Annotated in this window: 17 protein-coding genes and 1 tRNA gene; 11 read left to right on the forward strand and 7 right to left on the reverse strand. The window is 61.5% G+C overall.

Translation table 11 applies throughout. From position 1 onward, the window contains the following. Nucleotides 1-17 precede the first annotated feature (17 nt). The 4 genes from ACY8D3_RS01810 to ACY8D3_RS01825 all read left to right on the forward strand — a co-directional run bounded on the left by ACY8D3_RS01810 (nucleotide 18) and on the right by ACY8D3_RS01825 (nucleotide 4143). The gene (locus ACY8D3_RS01810) at nucleotides 18-1013 is read left to right on the forward strand and encodes a Bug family tripartite tricarboxylate transporter substrate binding protein (RefSeq protein ID WP_462381328.1); all 996 of its coding nucleotides are present in this window, start codon (nucleotides 18-20) and stop codon (nucleotides 1011-1013) included. 79 nt (nucleotides 1014-1092) lie between these two features. Beyond that, nucleotides 1093-1551 carry a tripartite tricarboxylate transporter TctB family protein gene (locus ACY8D3_RS01815; RefSeq protein ID WP_462384188.1) on the forward strand — a complete coding sequence of 153 codons (459 nt, stop codon included), beginning with the start codon at nucleotides 1093-1095 and terminating at the stop codon, nucleotides 1549-1551. A gap of 3 nt (nucleotides 1552-1554) precedes the next feature. Beyond that, nucleotides 1555-3066: a tripartite tricarboxylate transporter permease gene (locus ACY8D3_RS01820; protein WP_462381329.1), complete on the forward strand. Its 1512-nt coding sequence runs from the start codon at nucleotides 1555-1557 to the stop codon at nucleotides 3064-3066. A 138-nt stretch (nucleotides 3067-3204) separates the two neighbouring features. Beyond that, a complete protein-coding gene (locus ACY8D3_RS01825; protein ID WP_462384190.1) occupies nucleotides 3205-4143 on the forward strand; it encodes a class I SAM-dependent methyltransferase in 939 nt (312 codons plus the stop codon). A gap of 28 nt (nucleotides 4144-4171) precedes the next feature. Here the strand turns inward: ACY8D3_RS01825 and ACY8D3_RS01830 are convergent, their stop codons facing one another. Next, on the reverse strand, nucleotides 4172-4513 hold the full coding sequence (locus ACY8D3_RS01830) for an FKBP-type peptidyl-prolyl cis-trans isomerase (RefSeq protein WP_462381330.1): 342 nt from the start codon (nucleotides 4511-4513) through the stop codon (nucleotides 4172-4174). A gap of 127 nt (nucleotides 4514-4640) precedes the next feature. Between ACY8D3_RS01830 and ACY8D3_RS01835 the strand changes: the two genes are divergently transcribed. After that, a complete protein-coding gene (locus tag ACY8D3_RS01835) occupies nucleotides 4641-6647 on the forward strand; it encodes a UvrD-helicase domain-containing protein (RefSeq protein ID WP_462381331.1) in 2007 nt (668 codons plus the stop codon). Between the two features lie 42 nt (nucleotides 6648-6689). On the opposite strand, the gene ACY8D3_RS01840 is transcribed toward ACY8D3_RS01835, so the two are convergent. Next, nucleotides 6690-7394 carry a glutathione S-transferase family protein gene (locus ACY8D3_RS01840; RefSeq protein ID WP_462381332.1) on the reverse strand — a complete coding sequence of 235 codons (705 nt, stop codon included), beginning with the start codon at nucleotides 7392-7394 and terminating at the stop codon, nucleotides 6690-6692. Between the two features lie 195 nt (nucleotides 7395-7589). Here ACY8D3_RS01840 and ACY8D3_RS01845 point away from each other — a divergent pair, with 195 nt between their 5' ends. From ACY8D3_RS01845 to pcaC, 6 genes are all read left to right on the forward strand, one after another. Continuing rightward, entirely contained in the window at nucleotides 7590-8444 is an 855-nt protein-coding gene (locus ACY8D3_RS01845) for a CoA transferase subunit A (RefSeq protein ID WP_462381333.1), read from the forward strand. Next, nucleotides 8441-9223: a CoA-transferase subunit beta gene (locus ACY8D3_RS01850; protein WP_462381334.1), complete on the forward strand. Its 783-nt coding sequence runs from the start codon at nucleotides 8441-8443 to the stop codon at nucleotides 9221-9223. The genes ACY8D3_RS01845 and ACY8D3_RS01850 overlap by 4 nt, the downstream gene beginning before the upstream one ends. Further along, complete coding sequence (gene pcaF / locus ACY8D3_RS01855; RefSeq protein ID WP_462381335.1) at nucleotides 9220-10425, forward strand: 3-oxoadipyl-CoA thiolase; 1206 nt, start codon at nucleotides 9220-9222, stop codon at nucleotides 10423-10425. Before ACY8D3_RS01850 ends, pcaF begins: the two co-directional genes overlap by 4 nt. A gap of 94 nt (nucleotides 10426-10519) precedes the next feature. Then, nucleotides 10520-11899, forward strand: a complete 1380-nt coding sequence (locus ACY8D3_RS01860) for a 3-carboxy-cis,cis-muconate cycloisomerase (RefSeq protein WP_462381336.1) — start codon at nucleotides 10520-10522, stop codon at nucleotides 11897-11899. Nucleotides 11900-11909: 10 nt separating this feature from the next. Continuing rightward, nucleotides 11910-12704, forward strand: a complete 795-nt coding sequence (gene pcaD / locus ACY8D3_RS01865; protein ID WP_462381337.1) for a 3-oxoadipate enol-lactonase — start codon at nucleotides 11910-11912, stop codon at nucleotides 12702-12704. 11 nt (nucleotides 12705-12715) lie between these two features. After that, nucleotides 12716-13117, forward strand: coding sequence for a 4-carboxymuconolactone decarboxylase (gene pcaC / locus ACY8D3_RS01870; RefSeq protein WP_462381338.1), 402 nt, complete (start codon nucleotides 12716-12718; stop codon nucleotides 13115-13117). 46 nt (nucleotides 13118-13163) lie between these two features. Here pcaC and ACY8D3_RS01875 read toward each other — a convergent pair whose 3' ends face one another. From ACY8D3_RS01875 to ACY8D3_RS01895, 5 genes are all read right to left on the reverse strand, one after another. Then, the gene (locus tag ACY8D3_RS01875) at nucleotides 13164-14501 is read right to left on the reverse strand and encodes an MFS transporter (protein WP_462384192.1); all 1338 of its coding nucleotides are present in this window, start codon (nucleotides 14499-14501) and stop codon (nucleotides 13164-13166) included. Nucleotides 14502-14785: 284 nt separating this feature from the next. Continuing rightward, nucleotides 14786-14860 (reverse strand) — tRNA-Gln (locus ACY8D3_RS01880). Nucleotides 14861-15027: 167 nt separating this feature from the next. Further along, nucleotides 15028-15861, reverse strand: coding sequence for an aldo/keto reductase (locus tag ACY8D3_RS01885; RefSeq protein ID WP_462381339.1), 834 nt, complete (start codon nucleotides 15859-15861; stop codon nucleotides 15028-15030). A gap of 335 nt (nucleotides 15862-16196) precedes the next feature. Further along, a complete protein-coding gene (locus ACY8D3_RS01890) occupies nucleotides 16197-17480 on the reverse strand; it encodes an OprD family porin (RefSeq protein ID WP_462381340.1) in 1284 nt (427 codons plus the stop codon). 363 nt (nucleotides 17481-17843) lie between these two features. Beyond that, nucleotides 17844-19154 carry a lytic murein transglycosylase gene (locus ACY8D3_RS01895; RefSeq protein ID WP_462381341.1) on the reverse strand — a complete coding sequence of 437 codons (1311 nt, stop codon included), beginning with the start codon at nucleotides 19152-19154 and terminating at the stop codon, nucleotides 17844-17846. Nucleotides 19155-19329 lie beyond the last annotated feature (175 nt).

Raw genomic sequence — 19329 nt, forward strand, 5'->3', positions numbered from 1 at the left:
AACAAAAGGAAACCGTCATGAGCTTCAACCTGCGTACGTTCGTACTGTCTGCTTCCTGTGCCATTTTCGCGTCCTCTGCGCTGGCGACCTCTGCCTTTGCGGCCGAGCCCCGTCGCCCCGAGTGCATCGCACCTGCCGCGCCAGGGGGTGGCTTTGACCTTACCTGCAAGCTGGCGCAGAGCGCACTGGTCCAAGAGAAGGTACTGTCTTCGCCCATGCGCGTGACCTACATGCCCGGCGGCATTGGCGCCGTGGCGTATAACGCTGTCGTGGCGCAACGCTCTGCCGAGCCTGGCACCATCGTCGCGTTCTCCAGCGGCTCACTGCTGAACCTGGCCCAGGGCAAGTTCGGTCGCTTCGACGAAAGCGCCGTGAAGTGGCTGGCGGCGGTCGGTGCAAGTTATGGCGCTATCGCCGTTCGTGCGGACTCCCCTTACAAGACGCTGGATGACCTCATCGCTGCAATCAAGAAGGATCCGGGCAGTGTCGTGATCGGTGCGGGCGGCACCGTCGGCAGCCAGGACTGGATGCAGACCGCGCTCGTTGCCAAGGCCGGCGGTATCGATCCGAAGAAGATGCGCTACGTTGCGATGGAAGGGGGCGGTGAGCTGGCCACCGCGTTGTTGGGCGGTCACATTCAAGTCGCCAGTACCGACATCGCTGACTCCGTGCCACACATCCAGAGCGGTGACATGCGCATCCTCGCAGTGCTGTCCGATGAGCGCCTGCCAGGCAAGTCCGTCTCCGATATTCCCACCGCGAAAGAGCAGGGCTACGACGTGGCCTGGCCGGTCATTCGTGGCTTCTACGTGGGTCCGAAAGTGACCGATGACGCCTATGCATGGTGGAAGGAGTCCTTCGACAAGCTGCTCGCGTCCGAGGATTTCGCCAAGCTGCGTGAAGAGCGTGAACTCTATCCCTTCGCCATGACCGGTGAAGAGCTCGACCGTTACGTCAAGGAGCAGGTGGCTCGCTATCGCACGATGGCGCAGGAATTCAACCTGATCCAGTAAGCCCTCGACCGGGCACCGCAACGGTGCCCGGCGCATCCGATTCTGCCGCCGCATCCGCGGGGGTATTCCGTGAGGAACCATCATGTACCAACGTCTCTTCGGATTGGTGCTGCTGATCGCCTGTGTCTTGCTAGCGGTCGCCGCCTGGGGTTACCACGCGCCGTTCTCTTACGAGCCCGTCGGGCCGCGGGCCTTCCCGCTGCTTCTATTGGTTCTCCTGGGCGCAGGCGCCGTCTACCTGCTCGTCAAACCGGCGACTGCGCACGCGCCAAGCGATGAGCCGCCACTGGATCGATTTGTCATCCGCAAGGTGGCGATCTGCGTCGTACTGCTGGTGGCATACGCGGCCATCTACGAGACGCTGGGCTTCATCCCGGCCAGCATCCTGTTCGGCATCGGCATGGCGCGCTTGTACGGCGGCACCTGGGTCGCAAGCGTAACCGGCGGTGTGCTGATGGGGATTGGCCTCTATGTACTGTTCGACCGGCTGCTCGACGTTCCGCTGCCGCTCGGCATCCTTTCGTCTCTGGAGATCTGATCCATGGATACACTCGGCTATCTGGGCCAGGGCTTCGGTGTCGCACTCAGCCCCTACAACCTGTTGACGGCGCTTGCAGGTACGGCGATTGGCACGATCGTGGGGCTGCTGCCCGGGCTAGGCCCGATCAATGGCGTTGCGCTCCTCATCCCCATCGCATTCGCCCTCGGCCTGCCACCTGAAACCGCGCTGATTCTGCTCGCTGCGGTCTATCTCGGTTGCGAATACGGCGGTCGTATCTCTTCGATCCTGCTCAACATTCCGGGTGAAGCGTCTGCCGTCATCACGGCCTTCGACGGTTATCCGCTCGCCCAGCAGGGCAAGGCCGGCGTGGCCCTGTCCATCTCGGCGTGGAGCTCCTTCGTGGGTGGCCTGATGGCGACCTGCGGCGTCGTCCTGTTTGCACCACTGCTGGCGAAATGGGCCGTGGCGTTCGGGCCGGCTGAATACTTCGTACTCATGGTGTTCGCGATTGTCTGCCTGGCCGGCATGGCCGGGGACAAGCCCATAAAGACAGCGGTTGCCGCGTTGATCGGCCTGTTCCTGTCGTGTGTCGGCATTGATGCCAACAGCGGTGTGTACCGGTTCACCTTCGGCAGCCTTGGCCTGGCCGATGGCATTCAGTTTGTCGTGCTGGTGCTGGGCCTGTTCTCGGTCAGCGAGATCCTGGTGCTGCTCGAGCGTACGCATCATGGTCAGCAGGCCGTAAAGGCCAGCGGGCGCATGTTGTTCAACTTCAAGGAAATGACCTTCGTCCTCGCCACCAATATTCGCAGTGGTCTGGCCGGCTTCGTCATCGGAGTGCTGCCGGGGGCAGGCGCCACGTTGGCCAGTGCGGTGACCTATATGTCCGAGAAGCGCCTGGCCGGCAAAGACAATCGCTTCGGCAAGGGTGACTTACGTGGCCTCGCGGCTCCCGAGACTGCCAACAGTGCCTCCGCCTGTGGTTCGATGGTGCCGATGCTGACGCTGGGTATTCCTGGGTCCGGCACCACGGCCGTCATGATCGGTGCGCTGACGCTCTATAACATCACGCCGGGACCACTGTTGTTCCAGAACCAACCGGACATCGTCTGGGGCCTGATCGCATCGCTCTTCGTCGCGAACATCATGCTCATTGTGATGAACGTGCCACTGATCAAGGTGTTCACCAAGATCCTGGCCGTACCGTACTGGGCATTGGTGCCAGCGATCGCGATCATTACCTCGATCGGTGTGTACTCGGTCCACGCCACCACGTTCGACTTGTTCTTGATGATCATCATCGGTGTGGTGGGTTACATCCTGCGCAAGATGGATTTCCCGCTGTCGGCCATCCTGCTCGGCTTCATTCTCGGCGGCATGATGGAGCAGAACCTGCGCCGTGCACTGTCGATCTCCAATGGTGAGCTGGGCATCCTCTTCGCGAGCCCTATCGCCTGGTGCGTCTGGGCGTTGACAGCCGTCATGGTCGTGCTGCCGATCTGGCGTACCTGGCGCCGCCGCGCCGCGCGGCGTGCCGAAGCATTGAACTGAGCCGAGAGTTGCTCACGCTTTTGCCGGCGCTCTGCGCCGGTTTTTTTTGCCGTTCCGGGCGGCTGCCGAAGTAATGCGCAGTGATGCCGATGTGCGTTGGGGTTAGGATGTCGCGCTTTGCGAATTGAGACGACACTGATGGACGCCGCCGCGCTGACCCGCTTTTCCCAACAGTTGCTGATTAGCCTTGAAGCGGCGCCGGCCGAGGCGCGCCGCTTATTTCATGGGCGTGGGCGCTGCTGGCCTGGTCTCGAACAGCTGACGGCAGACTGGCTCCAGGGTGTATTGCTGGTGTCTCTGTTCAAGCCGGTTGAACCCGAATTCGACAAGGCGCTGCGCGAGACGCTAGGGCATGTCACTTCCTCTATGGAATGGGCAAAGGCGGGCGGCCATACCGTCATCCTCCAGCACCGCTATACGCCTGAGGCGGCCTGCGAATGGCTTACCGGAGAGGCAACCGGCCCCCATGTCATCGTGGAGGACGGGCTGCGCTATGGGCTGAACCTGGGGCGCAATCAGAACATGGGGCTCTTCCTGGACATGCGCACCGGCCGCCGCTGGGTTCGAGACGTCGCAGCAGGCCGCCGCGTGCTGAACCTGTTTGCCTACACCTGCGGCTTTTCGGTGGCGGCGGTGGAGGGCGGGGCTCAAGCGGTCGTCAATCTGGACATGGCCCGGTCGGCATTGAGTCAGGGGCGAGACAACCATCGACTGAACGGGCACGATCTGGGCGACGTAAGCTTTCTCGGCCATGAGTTGTTCAAGTCATGGGGCAAGGTGCGCAACGGCGGGCCTTATGACCTGGTGATCATCGATCCGCCATCGTTCCAGAAGGGCAGCTTCGCGCTCACGAAGGATTATCGAAAGATCCTGCGTCGGCTGCCGGACCTGACCTCCGACGGCGCGTTGGTGCTGGCGTGCGTGAATGACCCGGGCGTATCGCCCGACTTCATCCTGCAAAGCATGGCCGAGGAGGCGCCCATGTACGTATTCGAGCAGCGGCTGCCCAACCCGCCCGAGTTTTCCGATATCGATCCAGAGGGTGGATTGAAGGCAATGGTGTTCGGCCGCCCATAGCGGCCAGGTACCGTGGCGTGCGGTCGGTTCAGTCGTCGCGCGTCAGCACCTCGAGTAACTCGATCTCGAAGATCAGGTTGGAGTTAGGTGTGATGTGCGCGCCAACCTGGCGCTCACCGTAGGCCAGCACTGCTGGAACGAAGAGCTTGCGTGTACCGCCAACGCGCATGCCCATCAGGCCTTGGTCCCACCCCTTGATGACGCGGCCCGTGCCGATGACGCACTGAAACGGACGGCCTTTCTCGCGGGACGAATCGAAGACGGTGCCGTCCTCAAGCCATCCCGTGTAATGGGCCGTGATGAGCGCGCCTTTGACGGCTTCCTTGCCGTCGCCCGGTTGCAGATCTTCGATGCGAAGGGCGTCTATCATGTTGGGTGCTCTCGAATGAAAAACGGCATTGTGAGGCAGTACCGCCGATCGCGCGACGGTCGCCTGAATGCTCCGCAGCGCCGAAGCCGATATCATGCGGGCTGCCCTCGGTTCTGGAAGCTGTTTGATGTCCTCGGTTTTTGAGCGCTACGCGCGGCACTTCCGCGACGCGCTCGGTCGCTATTTCCCCCGTACCCGCGCCTACCTCGATGAAAATGGCTCGCTAAGGCATGACAAGCCTTCGGCGGGCAGTGATGCGCCCAAGGCTGGCCGGACCAAACCTGGCCGGACCGAACCCGGCCGGACCGAACCCGGCCGGAGCAAGCCCGTAGAAGGGCAGAAGCGCGGTGCCAGCAACGCAGGCAGCAAGCAATCGGAAAAGGCGCCACCAGCAGCCAGAAAGTCGGCGCAGCGACGAGCAGGCGCGACCACACCTGCCATCTATACCGCCGCGCGCATGAAGATCGAAGATCCACAGGTGGCGGCCATGCGCGCGGATGTTGCAGCGGCGGTGGCGGCTGGCGTAGTCGGTGCACCCTCGGACGAGCAGTGGGCGATGATCCTGTCCCGCGGGCATGCGACACGGGTGTTCGCTGGCGCAGGTTCCGGCAAGTCGGCCACGCTGATCCTGCGCGTCGTGTTCATGCTGTGCCATTTGAAGATTCCGGCTGAGCAGCTCACTGTCATCTCCTTTACCAATGCATCATGCGCCGAGCTGCGCGAGCGCCTTGTCAAGGTGCTTGCGCAGTTCGGCTACACGCTCGAAGGCGATCAGGCGCGCGCGATGGTTCGAACCTTCCATGCGGCCATGGCGGCTCAGGCGCGCGAGGTGTTGCCTCCGGCCGGATGGTTTGAACAGCTCAGCTCAAACAGCGACGAGCCCGACAACCCATTGGCGGGCGGGCGCTTGAAACCGGCCCAGCAAAAACTGCTCAAGCAGGCCTATCAGCAGGCCTACGGTGAAGACGAGATATTTCGCCAACACGTGCACACACTCTTGGGTTTGAAGGCGCCGGAGCCACTCCAGGGGCGGGGCAAACCCAAGGCGCCGTTCGACAGCTTCAAATTGGCTGGCGACTTCTTTCCGGCACCGCTGTTCGAGCTGTTCTATCAGCAGGCGGGATTCATCGAAAGCATTGGTCTGCGTATCGATCAACTGGTACCCGAGGAGCTGGATTGCTCGGCAAAGGACCGCCTCTTCGTTCACGCGCTGAAGATCTTCTGGGTACATTTCGAGCGGTGCCTCGTTGCGGGCAACATCCGCACCTTCAACGGTGGTTTCCAGCAGTTATGCGACTGCGTCACAGCCAAGGATGGCCTGCCCGACGCGGCGCTGATGCCCTTTACGCATTTGTTGATCGATGAGTTCCAGGACATCTCGCCACAGATTGTCCAGTGGGTGCAGGCCTTGCACCGGTCTCTGGGACGGCGTGGTCATGCCGTCAGCCTCATGGCAATCGGGGACGACTGGCAATCCATCTATGGTTGGCGAGGCAGCTCGCCTGAGCTGTTCATCGATTTCGACCGGCACTTTCCGAGCCGGGGAAAAGCCGGCCAGAGCACGTTGCTGACGCTCGAGACGAACTATCGCTCCATCGATCCCATCATTCGCGACGCGGAAAAGGTCCTTGAGGATGTCACGTGCAAGCAGGGCAAGACGTGCCGCGCGCATCGGGAAACGGCTCCGGACGACCATGGAGTCAAGCTCACGACCGGTTTCGATTTGACGAAGGGGCTATCCGGGCTGGTAAAGACGATCCAGGAACAGGCCGCATGGCTCGCCAGCCGTGACGGTGGCCGTCGTCGTGGTTCGATTCTTGTGCTTTCACGCCGTAATGAGCCGCTCGACGGCGTACGCGAGGCGCTCCCGCGGGATTGCCCAGTCAAGGCAATGACGATCCATCGGGCAAAGGGGTTGCAGGCGGATGTGGTTGTCATACTCGACGACTGCTTGCCACCCGAGCGCCACCCCTTGCGCAATGCGCTCTATGCGTACAGCGGTTTCTTTCGCAACAGCTATGACCAGGCCATGGCCGACGAAGCGTTGCGGCTGGGCTACGTTGCCATTACACGCGGGGTGAGCCGCGCATTCTGGTTCACGCGGCGACGGCAAGGCGCAGCGGCGAAGCTATGAACGGTGGCAGTGACGGGCCGACGTCGCATCGGCCCGGGACGATCAGGCAGGGTGTGCCACGGGCGCCTGCCGAGCCATGCCAGCGTAGGCATCCAGCATGCGATCCATCCACTCGCTGACCGGATCATCTTCCGCGAGCACAGGCTGCGTGCTGCAAATACGTGCCCACTGGAAGGTGCCGGCCACGATGTGATCGGCATAGGCCGGTGCTTCGCCTGTAATGAATGGCTGGTTGCTCAGGGTTCTGCGCAAGGGCGCCAGTATTTCGCGCAACTTGGCGAGCCATTGGTCGCGTTCGCCCCGCAACTGCTCGAAGCTCGCACCCAGCATCGATTCGCGTGTGCTACGGAAATAGTCCTTGTCGGCCTCGGCCAGAATGTCATGGATTTCCGGCAGAAGCAGACGAGCCAACGCTGGGTGGACGCTGACGTCCGTCCACTGATTGATGAAGTGGGTCAGGGCTCGCGTGGCATCGCTACCGAACAGCGAAGGGCGGTCGGAATACTGCGCTTCGAGGTATTCGGCGATTGCCCAACTGTCGCTCACATGACGGTCACCATCGACGATGACCGGGACCTTGCCCTGGCCGGATGCGGCGATTGCCTCCTTGTCGCTAAAGCGCCAGGCGATACCTTCGATGCCCAACTCCTTGTGAGCCAGGGCGAAACGGGTACGCCAGCAATAGGGGCTGAAGCGAATGTCGTCACGCGCGCCGGTCAGTTCGTACAGGCGAATCGGTACAGTCATGGGAAGCCTCGTTGGCAAGCCGGAATGAAGTCACACTCTACCGGGGTGATCGGCGCATTGTCAGCCTGAGCGCATAGTGCGCAAGTGTTCGATTAACGAACGGATATTCGATTATCGGATTGTTTAGTTTGGGGTCTGCTGGTTACTTTTGGGTCACCGGCTTTCCGGCTAACGCCGCAACCAGACGAGAACCCCATGGCCCAGCTAATTTCACTGAACGAAGCGGTCAGCCGCTTCGTCAACGACGGTGACACCGTCGCACTGGAAGGCTTTACCCACCTTATTCCTACCGCTGCTGCCCACGAGCTGATTCGACAGCGCAAGCGCGAGCTGACCTTGGTACGCATGACGCCAGACCTGGTCTATGACCTGTTGATCGGGGCGGGATGCGCCAGGAAACTCGTGTTTTCGTGGGGCGGCAACCCGGGCGTGGGCTCGCTCCATCGCCTGCGGGACGCCGTCGAGAAGGGCTGGCCACAGCCGCTCGAGATCAGCGAGCACAGCCATGCGGCACTGGCGAACGCCTATGTGGCGGGAGCTTCGAACTTGCCATTCGCCGTGTTGCGTGGCTACCAGGGTTCGGATTTGGTGAAGGTGAATCCGGACATCAAGTTCATCCAGTGTCCATTCACCGGGGAGCGTCTCGCGGCTGTGCCGAGCGTACGCCCGGACGTCACCGTGATTCATGCTCAGAAGGCCGACCGCAAGGGCAACGTGCTCATTCAGGGCATTCTTGGCGTGCAGAAGGAAGCGGCGCTGGCGGCTCAGCGCTGCATCGTGACGGTGGAGGAAATCGTCGATGACCTCCAGGCGCCCATGAACGCCTGTGTGTTGCCGACCTGGGCGTTGACCGCCGTATGCGAGGTGCCCGGCGGTGCGAAGCCCTCCTACGCACACGGCTACTACGAGCGCGACAACCGCTTCTACCAGGCGTGGGATCCGATCGCGCGCGACCGTGACACCTTCACGCAGTGGATCGACACCTACATTCATGGCACGACGGACTTCGCGGCCTATCAGGCGAAACTGCAGGCGGAGGCAGCGCAATGAGCGACTTCACGACAAATGAAATGATGACCGTCGCCGCCGCACGCCGGCTGGGTAATGGCAGTGTGTGTTTCGTCGGTATCGGGCTGCCGTCCACCGCTGCAAACCTGGCGCGCCTGACCCATGCGCCCGAGGTTGTGCTGATTTATGAATCCGGCCCGATCGGCGCGAAGCCCACCGTATTGCCCTTGTCGATCGGCGATGGTGAGCTGGCCGAAACGGCGGATACGGTCGTCCCGACTGGCGAAATCTTCCGCTACTGGTTGCAGGGCGGCCGCATCGATGTGGGCTTCCTCGGGGCTGCGCAAGTCGACAAGTTCGGCAACATCAATACGACGGTCATTGGTGACTACCACCAACCCAAGGTCCGCCTGCCGGGCGCGGGCGGTGCGCCGGAAATTGCCGGCTCCGCCAAGGAAGTGCTGATCATCCTCAAGCAGTCGCATCGTACCTTCGTGGACAAGCTGGCGTTCGTGACGTCGGTGGGCTACGGGGAGGGCGGCGATCACCGCCAGCAGTTGGGGCTTCCTGGCAAGGGGCCAACGGCCATCATCACCGACTTGTGTGTCATGGAACCGGAGAAGGGCACCCATGAGTTCATCGTTACGGCGCTGCACCCGGGTGTGACCCGCGAACAGGTCATCGAAGCCACAGGCTGGGCAATTCGCTTCGCCGATCAGGTGGCCACCAGTGAAGCACCCACAGATACCGAGTTGACTGCCCTGCGTGACCTGCAAGCCCGTACCGCGGCCGCGCATGGCCAGAAGGGAGGTGAAGAATGAGCCGCGACGTCTTTATCTGCGACGCCGTACGGACCCCAATCGGCCGCCTGAACGGCGCGCTGTCCGCCGTCCGCGCTGACGATCTTGCGGCGATTCCGCTGCGCGCACTGGTTGAGCGTAACCCGGGTGTAGACTGGAACGCGCTGGAAGAAGTCTTCATGGGCTGCGCGAATCAGTCCGGCGAGGACAACCGCAACGTGGCACGTATGGCGCTGTTGCTGGCCGGGCTGCCCGAGAGTGTGCCGGGTGTCACGCTCAATCGCCTGTGCGCGTCTGGCATGGACGCGGTGGGCTCGGCCTATCGCGCGATCGCCCTGGGCGAAATGGATCTGGCGATTGCCGCCGGAGTGGAATCCATGACCCGCGCACCGTATGTACTCGGCAAGGCCGACAGCGCCTTCGGACGCAGTCAGAAGCTGGAAGACACGACGCTGGGCTGGCGCTTTATCAACCCTGCCATGAAGGAGCGCTACGGTGTCGACAGCATGCCGGTCACCGGCGACAACGTGGCGGATGACTATGGCGTGAGCCGCCAGGACCAGGATGCCTTCGCGCTGCGTAGCCAGCAGCGTACTGCAGCGGCGACAGAGTCGGGTTACTACGCCGAGGAAATCGTCCCGGTCGTGATAAAGACCAAGAAGGGCGAGATCGTTGTCGACAAGGACGAGCACCCCCGGCCGGACACCAGCGTCGAAGCGTTGGCCAAGCTGAAGCCGGTAAACGGGCCGGACAAGACGGTAACGGCAGGTAACGCATCCGGCCTCAACGACGGTGCTTCGGCAATGATCCTGGCGTCGGCGGAAGCGGTGGAGAAGTACGGCCTGACGCCACGGGCCCGTGTGCTCGGCATGGCGAGTGCCGGGGTATTGCCGCGCGTCATGGGTGTTGGGCCAACGCCAGCTGTACGCAAATTGCTGGCACGCCTTGATCTGTCCATCGAGGACTTTGACGTCGTCGAGCTGAACGAGGCCTTCGCGGCGCAGAGCCTGGCAGTTGTGCGTGAGCTGGGACTGCCCGACGACAGCGAAAAGGTGAATCCTCATGGCGGCGCGATCGCACTGGGTCATCCGCTGGGCATGAGCGGGAACCGTCTGGTGATGACCACGGTGCATTATCTGGAGAAGACTGGCGGGAAGCGCGGCTTGGCCACCATGTGCGTCGGTGTAGGTCAAGGGCTGGCATTGGCGGTCGAACGCGTTTGATCCAGCATTCCGGAAGAGTGGCGGATGATACGACTGCCGCTCTCCGGTCCGCTCCTTGGAGCCACATGGAGCGGTACGGCCTATAGTGGCCCGGATGCTTCCGATTGATGATCAGGAAATTCCCTTGAATCGACTATTCGATCGCTATTTCACGGCGCCCGCCATGCGCGAGGTTTTCTGCGACCGCGGACGCCTGCAGGGCATGCTGGATTTCGAAGCGGCGCTGGCCCGGGCACAGAGCCACTGCGGCGTTATCCCGAACGCCTCGGTGCCGGCTATCGAGGCAGCTTGCCGCGCCGAGCTTTTTGATATCGATGCACTGGCCGAAGCGATCGCAACGGCGGGTAACTCGGCAATTCCGCTGGTGAAGGCGCTGGGCAAGCGCATCGCGGCGTCTGACTCTGAGGCCGAAAAGTACGTACACCTTGGCGCCACCAGCCAGGACGCCATGGATACCGGGCTTGTCCTGCAGGTGAGGCAGGCACTGCGCCTGGTCGATGCGGGCCTGGCGCGTCTGGCCGATGCCTGTGCCGTCCAGGCCGAACGCCATGCCGATACGGTGCTGCCTGGGCGCACCTGGCTTCAACATGCGACCCCGGTCACGCTCGGCATGAAGATCGCCGGATGGCTTGGCGGCGTGACGCGTCACCGCCAGCGATTGCAGGCGCTTTTGCCGCGCGTCGAAGTGCTCCAGTTTGGTGGTGCTTCAGGGTCGTTGGCCGCGTTGGGTGAGCAGGGGTGGGCCGTCAGCGAGGCGCTTGCACAGGAGCTGGCGCTCTCATTGCCTGAGCAACCGTGGCATACCCAGCGTGATCGGCTCGTCGAAGTGGCGAGTCTGCTGGGGATGATTGCGGGCAGCCTCGGCAAGATCGGCCGGGATCTCAGCTTGCTGATGCAGACCGATGTGGGCGAGGTTTTCGAGCCTTCCGCGCCCGGCAAGGGCGGCTCTTCCACGATGCCGCACAAGCGCAACCCTGTGGGCAGCGCCGTTCTGATTGCTGCGGCAACCCGCGCGCCGGGCTTGGTCGCGACGATGCTGAGTGCCATGCCTCAGGAGCACGAGCGCAGTCTGGGCCTTTGGCATGCCGAGTGGGAGACGCTTCCCGAGCTGTTTTGTCTTGTTTCCGGTGCACTGCAACAGGCGTTGATCGCAATTCCCGACCTGGAAGTCGATGCTGAGCGCATGCGCGTCAACCTCGGCCAAACCCGCGGGCTACTGCTCGCCGAGGCCGTGAGCATCACGCTCTCTGGCAAGATCGGCCGGGATGCGGCGCACCACCTCGTCGAGCGATGCAGCAAGCAGGCGGTGAAGGATGCACGTTCTCTGCGTGACGTGTTAGCAGATGATGCCGACGTGAGCCGCCACCTTTCACCTTCGGAACTGGACACGTTGCTCGAGCCGGCCCATTACCTGGGCCAGGCCAGGCGTTGGGTCGCAGCGGCCATTGCCGAACATCGAACATTGACTACGTAAGGAATGATGAATGCCTTTCTTGAGCCTCGCTGACGGCGATTTGCATTACCGCGTGGACGGCCCGGAGTCGGCGCCGGTACTGGTCCTTTCGAACTCACTGGGAACGGACCTGAACATGTGGAATGCCCAGGTTCCCGCCTTTGCCGAGCACTTTCGCGTTGTGCGCTTCGATACGCGTGGGCATGGCCAGTCACTGGTCACCCCCGGCCCTTATCGTATCGAGCAGCTGGGCCGTGACGTCCTGGCGCTGCTCGACCACCTGAACATCCGAAAGGCGCATTTTTGCGGGCTTTCGATGGGCGGCCTGATCGGACAGTGGCTGGGCATTCATGCGCCGGAGCGAATCGATCGGCTTGTGCTGTGCAACACGGCCGCAAAGATCGGAACGGACGAGGTCTGGAATCCACGTATCGAAACGGTCCTCAAGGGGGGATCACTCGCCATGCGTGACCTGCGTGATGCATCCATCGAACGCTGGTTCACGCCTCCGTTTGCGGCAGCCCAACCCGAGAAGGTCGAGCCCATCGTCGCCATGCTGGCGCAGACGTCGCCCGAGGGCTATGCCGCCAACTGTGCGGCTGTCCGTGATGCGGATTACCGTGAACAGTTGGGTTCGATTACCGCGCCCACGCTGATTGTCTGCGGGACGGGCGATGCGGTGACCACACCTGAACATGGCCGCTTTATGCAGGCCCGCATTCCGACCGCTGAACTCGTCGAGTTCGATGCGGCCCACTTGTCGAACGTCCAGGCGGGTGATGTATTCACCACGCGCGTGCTCGACTTCCTTAATCGCCAAGCCTGACGGAGCCAACGATGGACGAAAAGGAACGCTACGAGGCCGGCATGCAGGTACGGCGTGCGGTGCTCGGCGACGCGCACGTCGACCGGAGCCTGCAGAAGCTCACGCCCTTCAATGAAGAGTTCCAGGAGATGATCACCCGGCATGCCTGGGGCGATATCTGGACGCGCCCCGGTCTGCCCCGGCATACCCGCAGCCTCATTACCATTGCCATGTTGATTGGGATGAACCGTGAAGGGGAGTTGACGCTGCATTTGCGCGCCGCAAAAAACAACGGCGTCACGCGGGATGAGATCAAGGAAGTGATCATGCAGAGCGCCATCTACTGTGGCATTCCCGCCGCCAATGCCACGTTCCACCTCGCCGAGTCCGTCTGGGACGAGCTTGGCGTTGAGTCGACAGGGCAGCAGGCCTGACGACTGACCTGCCGACCAACTCGATTGGCAGTCTTGCCTGGACGGGCTACGCCTTGCCGTAGCCCGTTACATGGTCCCCTGCGTTGCGCTTTAGCCAGAATGCATCGAGCGTCCCCGCAAAGCCGATGACCGCTACCACCAGGAACGCCAGCTGGAAGTCGACCAGTTGCGGATCCGTATGCCCGTTGAAACTCGATGCGGCGCGCAAGGCGAGCGCGCCGACAGCGACACCCATGCCGATTGAAAGCTGGAACACGGTGCTGAACAGTGTCGAGGCATGGCTCATCTGTGTCTTTGGTATGTCGGCGAAGGCGAGCGTGTTGTTAGCAGTGAATTGCAGTGAACGAAACAGCCCACTCACGAACAGCAAAGCGAGTATCAGTGCGGTCGGCCAAGCGGGTGAAAGAAGGGCGAACAGGGCGAGGCTGGCTGCGCAGAGGAGCCCGTTTCCGATCAGCACCCGGCGTAGTCCAAAGCGTCTCATGATGGCCGTCGTGGCGGGCTTTATGGCCAGGTTTCCGGCAAACAGGGCCAGTACCATCAGCCCGGCATGGAAGGCGTTCATGCCGAACGCCAGCTGAAACGTGAGCGGCAGCAGAAACGGCGCGGCATTGATGCTCATGCGAAACAGTGAACCACCGACAATCGCGACGCGATAGGTTGCCTCACTCACGTTGGATAGATCGATGAGCGGATGCGGGCTCCGGCGCATATGCCAGACCGCCAAGGCCGCCATGAATACGCCAGCGGCGATAGAGGCGAGACTCATCGGGATTGATCCACCAAGGCCCAGTTGCTCGACGCCGTACATGAGCCCTACGCAGCCGGACGCCAGTAATGCAAAGCCGAGCACATCCAGCGGCCTGCGTGGGAAATCGAGGTCACGCGGAACCAGCCGCCATGCGAACACCATCGCAATCAGACCCAGCGGGATGTTCAGGTAGAAAATCCAGGGCCACGACGCGTAGGTGGTGATGAGGCCGCCTACCGGTGGCCCGAGGATCGGCGCGATCAGGCCCGGCCAGGTAATGGTGGCAATGGCTTTCACAAGGTCCTTTTTTTCGGTGATCCGCAGCACGACGAGCCGACCTACAGGCACCATCAGTGCGCCACCGATACCTTGAAAGATCCGGGCGATGACGAATTGCTCGAGCGTTTGCGCTGCTCCACAGGCAACGGATGCGAGCGTGAAAACGCCGATGGCGAAGGTAAACACCCGATGTGCACCGAAGCGTTCGGCAATCCAGCCGCTGACGGGAATGAAAACGGCAATGGCTAGCACATACACACTGATGCCGATGTTCAGGTCGACCGGCTCACGGCCAAAGGTCTCCGCCATCGCCGGCAGTGCAGTTGCGATGACAGTCGCGTCGAGGTTTTCCATGAAGAAAGTTGCCGCAACGAGGAAGGCGACGATCGAATGGCGGGGCAGAGACACGGTTCACTCACAGCAGGCAAAGCCTGAGGATACCGTCATCGAAGCGTTGGATGTCACCTTGGCAAGCCTACAGAGCTGGGCCCGGCGTGTACGAACAGGTGCGTCCGTTCGACAATGGGCACCGATAGGGCATGCATCGTTCGTGGAATATCGCTGTCGGCACATAAATCGGCGTCGGACAGGGATGAGTGCTTGATGGGAATTTGATCGGGAGACGATCGGGAGAAAAATGGCAGGGGCGGCTGGATTCGAACCAACGCATGGCAGGATCAAAACCTGCTGCCTTACCGCTTGGCGACGCCCCTGTAGAGAAAATCGGCCCGTGTGAGTCGATCTGGGCGCGCATTCTACACATTCAAAATGAAAAATGCGCGCCTTGATCGTTGAATTTAATGGAAAATTGACCGGCGCTCCAGCCAAGCCGTCGTAGAGCCGTTGAACGAATCAAACAAAGAACGACGGTTTGATCAACTCAGGTATCCAGCGGGTCCCATTTCGGTGCGAAGTCGGGATCGACCAGACGCTGATTTTTAGGCAGGTCGTCTAGCACCTTCCGGTCCTCTGCCGTTAGCGGCAGGTCGAGCGCTTCCAGATTGGATTTCTGGTTTTCAGCGCCCGAGGCCTTCGGAATGGCCGCCACATTTGGCTGGTCCAGAAGCCAGCGGAGCGCAACCGTCGAGGGCTTCACGAAGTGCTTCGCCGCTACGGTCAGAATCTCGGGCACCTCGCCGATGCGCATGCGCGCCAGGGGGCAGTAGGCAACCAATGCCATGTTCCGCTCCTGCGCATACTGCAACAGGGCGCGTTGGCCGAGCAGCAGGTGATACTCGACCTGAATGGCGGAGAGGCTGATACCGAATTCTTCTACGGCCTGACGCAGCAGCGGCAGCGGGAAATTGGCAACCCCGATATGACGAGCCTTGCCTTCTTCCTTAAGTGCCGCAAGGGTTTCCAGTGAGCGCTGGGGCTCCCAATCCTTGCCGGGCCAGTGGATCATGAGCAGATCCACGTAGTCGGTCTTCAATCGGCTGAGACTGTTCTCGACCGAAGCGCGCATGGCATCGGGCTCGAGCTGATCCCACCAGATCTTGGTGGTGATGTGGATGTCTTCGCGGGGCACGGCGGACTGCTCGATTGCAATCCCGACCTCGGTTTCATTCTCGTAGGCGGCTGCCGTGTCGATATGGCGGTAGCCAAGCTCCAGTGCGCTGGCCACGGCCGCGCGACATTCCTCGCCTTTCATTGGCCACGTGCCCAAGCCAAGGCGGGGAAGGGAAAGTCCGTCGTGCGTGATGATGTTCTGCATGTACGTCTCCTGGAAAATTGCCACGTCCTGCATTAGGACAGTGGACATCCAGGGACTATCGATCGAATTGACGCGCGGGGGCTAGAGGTGTGTGCCGGTCGAGAGACAACTCGAGTTGTCTGCAAGCTGCGATCTCCAGGCAGCTCAAAACGACACACTACGGGGGGGTGGCTAATGGCCTTTCCTTGTACGATGACCTGGTTAAGAGAGCGGCTCGTAAACGTGACAAAATCAGGGTCATTGCGCTGGTGGTCGTATGACTTAGCGCGACCTGAAACGGTGTCTCCTAGCAGTACTGATAGTCGCACCCCTTTGCAGGAGTGCGACTGCCTGGCTTACAGCAAAGAGAGCGGGTAGTTGAAGATCAGGCGGTTTTCGTCGAACTCGTTCGTGCTGAAGTCACGACGGATCGACGCGTTGCGCCAGCGTATGGAGAGATCCTTGAAGGCGCCGGACTGGATGATGTAGGCCAGTTCGGTCTCGCGGCCCCATTCCTTGCCATCGTCCGTCGTCGCGGTATGGACGTTGTCGCCCTTTATGTAGCGCGTCATGAATTTCAGCCCAGGGATGCCCCAGCCAGCGAGGTCATAGTCGTAACGCACCTGCCAGGAGCGTTCCTTGGCCTGGTCGTAGCTGGAGTTGAAGCTGTCGTTTGCCAGCGTGCCGCCGCTGGTACCGCGTACACGCATCCAGCCGGTATCACCGCTGACCTTCTGCAGGCCGATATAGGCGGTGTGATACCCCGTTTTCAGCGAGAACAGACCGGAGTAGGTACGGTTGTCGAGGCTGCCCGCGCGCTTGGCACCGTCATCGTCGCCGGTGAAGTAACCCAGGTTCGCACCCAGAACCAGGTTGTCATTGATGGGCTGGCTGTGGATAACGTTAAAGAAGGTCTGGTTGTAGATGTCCTTCAGTTCGCCGTACCAGACCCCGACCGTAGTTCGCTTCTCGTTGAAGGTGTAATCACCACCAGCGAAGTTGAAGCGATCCGAGAAGGCGCTGCGCCCACCGGTGGTGGCGTTGCCGGCATAGCCGATGTCTTCCATGCTGGCGTCGTTACGCTCGCTGTTCTTTCTGAACTGGCCACCGTAGACGTTCAGGTTGTCGATCTCGCGCATCGTGATCTGCGCACCTTCGAACGTCTGCGGCAGCGAGCGGCCGTCATCCGAGCGGAGGATAGGCAGGACGGGCATCCACTCGCCGACCTTCAGTTCGGTCTTTGAGATCTTGGCTTTCGCTGCTACACCCAAGCGACCGTAGTCATCAGCAGGGCGCCCGTCGGTGTGGCGGGGCAGAAGGCCTGTCCCATAGGTACCCCGACCGCCATCCAGCTTAACGGCCAGCTGGCCCAGCACATCGACCCCAAAACCTACGACGCCAGGCGTATAGCCTGAACGTGCGTCGATAATGAAGCTCTGCGTCCATTCTTCGGCCTTGCTTTGTGGAAAGGCCGGATTAACGAAGTTTCGGTTGATGTAGAAGTTGCGCAGGTTCAGGTTGACCTTGGCGTCATTGACGAAGCCTTCGGCGCTGACGGTGCCGGTGGTGACCAAGGTGGCGATACCGGCGGACACGGCAAGTGCGAGCGAACGGAGTCCCTTTCGAGTCTTCTGATTCATCTTGATGGATCTCTTTATTGGCTTTTTTGTGAGAAACCCCGGGCTATATCCGAGCCAGGGTGAGCGATCATAGACGCGCTTTTAGGTCTTCCACTAGCCGTCAGAACGAAAGTCGTACGTCGTCAGATAACTACGGGCGCCCAGGCACGGTGGCATTGCGCGATATAAGGAACCACGACGTGCTCTATCTCGCTGTTTTCAGCCACATTCGCCTCTGCCGCAGCTCTTCGAACGCTAGGAAAAATATTTTTGCCGGATCAGGGCAGGCAGTGCTCAGCGCATAGCTGTGAGCGGGAAGTGCTGCGAGGAAGGGAATGGTGCCAGGGCCAGTCGGGCATAGTCGGCCTGACCCTGGCGAGGCGCTTAGTACGCAGCGCCTCGGGAACGCAGGGCGTTGAGAAGATCATGGTTGGGATAACCGTCAGCCGGCCAGCCAAGGCGTTGCTGATAGCTGCGGATCGCCTTGCGCGTATTCGCCCCAATGATGCTATCGGCGGCACCGGGCTCCAGGCCTACGTCGGTCAGCCGCTGCTGCAATTCGATACGCTCGCTCCGGCTCAGGGGCTGATCTCCCTTCGGCCATTGCCCCACGATCTGCCCGCCACCGTTTAGTCGGGCCGCGAGCAAGCTGATTGCCAGCGCATACGAGGACGAATTGTTATAGCGAAGGATTGCCCTGAAGTTGGATGTCACCAGGAAGGCGGGACCTCTGTGACCAGCAGGGATGAGCAAAGACGCTGTTTCGTCCGCGGACAGCCGGTTGGGCCAGATACCCGCCGGGGCGATTCCCAGGCTTTGCCATTCACGAATGGTCTTGCGGTTGCTGTCTTCGGCCTGGGCGTAATCAAAGCCCTGAGGCAACCGGACTTCCATTCCCCAGGGCAGCCCATTTCGCCAGCCAGATGCCTGCAGGTAATGCGCGGCAGAGGCAAGTGCATCGGGCGCCGAACCCCAGATGTCACGCCGGCCATCGCCATCGAAGTCAACGGCATGGGTGTTGTAGGTGGTGGGCATGAACTGTGTCTGGCCCATGGCGCCGGCCCAGGAGCCGATCATGCGGTCAGGTGTGATGTCGCCGCGCTGCAGAATCTGTAGGGCCGCGAATAGCTGATCGTGCGCGAAAGTGGGGCGGCGCCCTTCATGCGCAAGCGTAGCAAGCGACCGAATGACGGACTTGCTTCCCATGATGCTGCCGAAGTTGCTTTCCATACCCCACACCGCGACCAGGACTTCGCGGTCGACACCGTAGAGTTGCTCGATTTGCCGCAGCGTGTCGGCATGTTGCTGCAGCAGCTGCTGACCTTTGTTCACTCGTTGGCTCGACAGGGCGCCGTCGAGGTACTCCCACACGGGGCGCGTGAATTCGGGCTGGCTGCGGTCCGCCGCCACCACGGTCGGGTCTGGCGTAACACCCGCGAAGGCGGCATCGAATGTCGAGGACGTGATCCCGCGGGAAAGCGATTCACCGCGGAACTGCATCAACCACTCGGAGAACGTCTGCTGCGGCATCTCCATTTCCGGGGGGGAGACCGATGCGCTGGTCGTCTGGTTCGAAGACGAAGGCGCGGGCGGGGCGGCTTGCGATGGGCCACTGCTGCAGGCGGTGAGCAGAACCAGCGAAGACCCCGCAATCAGGCGACGCAATACCTGGCCGGGGGCGGGAACATCGAACATTCGGTCATCTCGGGTCTTGCGGACGCTCGCACCTTACCATGGCTGACGCCGTTTAGGAGGGTCCAAACATCCAGCAGGGGCTTCTCGAAACGTTTCAAGCTCGAGGCTGCTCCGGGAATGCAACGCCCGCTGCGTGTCAGCTCTGAAATGGAACGCATGATTGTGACGGCCTCGC

The sequence above is a fragment of the Pseudomonas sp. Marseille-QA0892 genome (genome assembly GCF_054950135.1).

Bases quoted from the DNA above. Each gene is read 5' to 3' on its own strand.
- ACY8D3_RS01810 (WP_462381328.1), top strand. From the start codon at position 18: ATGAGCTTCAACCTGCGTACGTTCGTACTGTCTGCTTCCTGTGCCATT.
- ACY8D3_RS01820 (WP_462381329.1), top strand. From the start codon at position 1,555: ATGGATACACTCGGCTATCTGGGCCAGGGCTTCGGTGTCGCACTCAGC.
- ACY8D3_RS01825 (WP_462384190.1), top strand. From the start codon at position 3,205: ATGGACGCCGCCGCGCTGACCCGCTTTTCCCAACAGTTGCTGATTAGC.
- ACY8D3_RS01830 (WP_462381330.1), bottom strand. From the start codon at position 4,513: ATGATAGACGCCCTTCGCATCGAAGATCTGCAACCGGGCGACGGCAAG.
- ACY8D3_RS01835 (WP_462381331.1), top strand. From the start codon at position 4,641: ATGTCCTCGGTTTTTGAGCGCTACGCGCGGCACTTCCGCGACGCGCTC.
- ACY8D3_RS01840 (WP_462381332.1), bottom strand. From the start codon at position 7,394: ATGACTGTACCGATTCGCCTGTACGAACTGACCGGCGCGCGTGACGAC.
- ACY8D3_RS01845 (WP_462381333.1), top strand. From the start codon at position 7,590: ATGGCCCAGCTAATTTCACTGAACGAAGCGGTCAGCCGCTTCGTCAAC.
- ACY8D3_RS01850 (WP_462381334.1), top strand. From the start codon at position 8,441: ATGAGCGACTTCACGACAAATGAAATGATGACCGTCGCCGCCGCACGC.
- pcaF (WP_462381335.1), top strand. From the start codon at position 9,220: ATGAGCCGCGACGTCTTTATCTGCGACGCCGTACGGACCCCAATCGGC.
- ACY8D3_RS01860 (WP_462381336.1), top strand. From the start codon at position 10,520: ATGCTTCCGATTGATGATCAGGAAATTCCCTTGAATCGACTATTCGAT.
- pcaD (WP_462381337.1), top strand. From the start codon at position 11,910: ATGCCTTTCTTGAGCCTCGCTGACGGCGATTTGCATTACCGCGTGGAC.
- pcaC (WP_462381338.1), top strand. From the start codon at position 12,716: ATGGACGAAAAGGAACGCTACGAGGCCGGCATGCAGGTACGGCGTGCG.
- ACY8D3_RS01875 (WP_462384192.1), bottom strand. From the start codon at position 14,501: ATGGAAAACCTCGACGCGACTGTCATCGCAACTGCACTGCCGGCGATG.
- ACY8D3_RS01885 (WP_462381339.1), bottom strand. From the start codon at position 15,861: ATGCAGAACATCATCACGCACGACGGACTTTCCCTTCCCCGCCTTGGC.
- ACY8D3_RS01890 (WP_462381340.1), bottom strand. From the start codon at position 17,480: ATGAATCAGAAGACTCGAAAGGGACTCCGTTCGCTCGCACTTGCCGTG.
- ACY8D3_RS01895 (WP_462381341.1), bottom strand. From the start codon at position 19,154: ATGTTCGATGTTCCCGCCCCCGGCCAGGTATTGCGTCGCCTGATTGCG.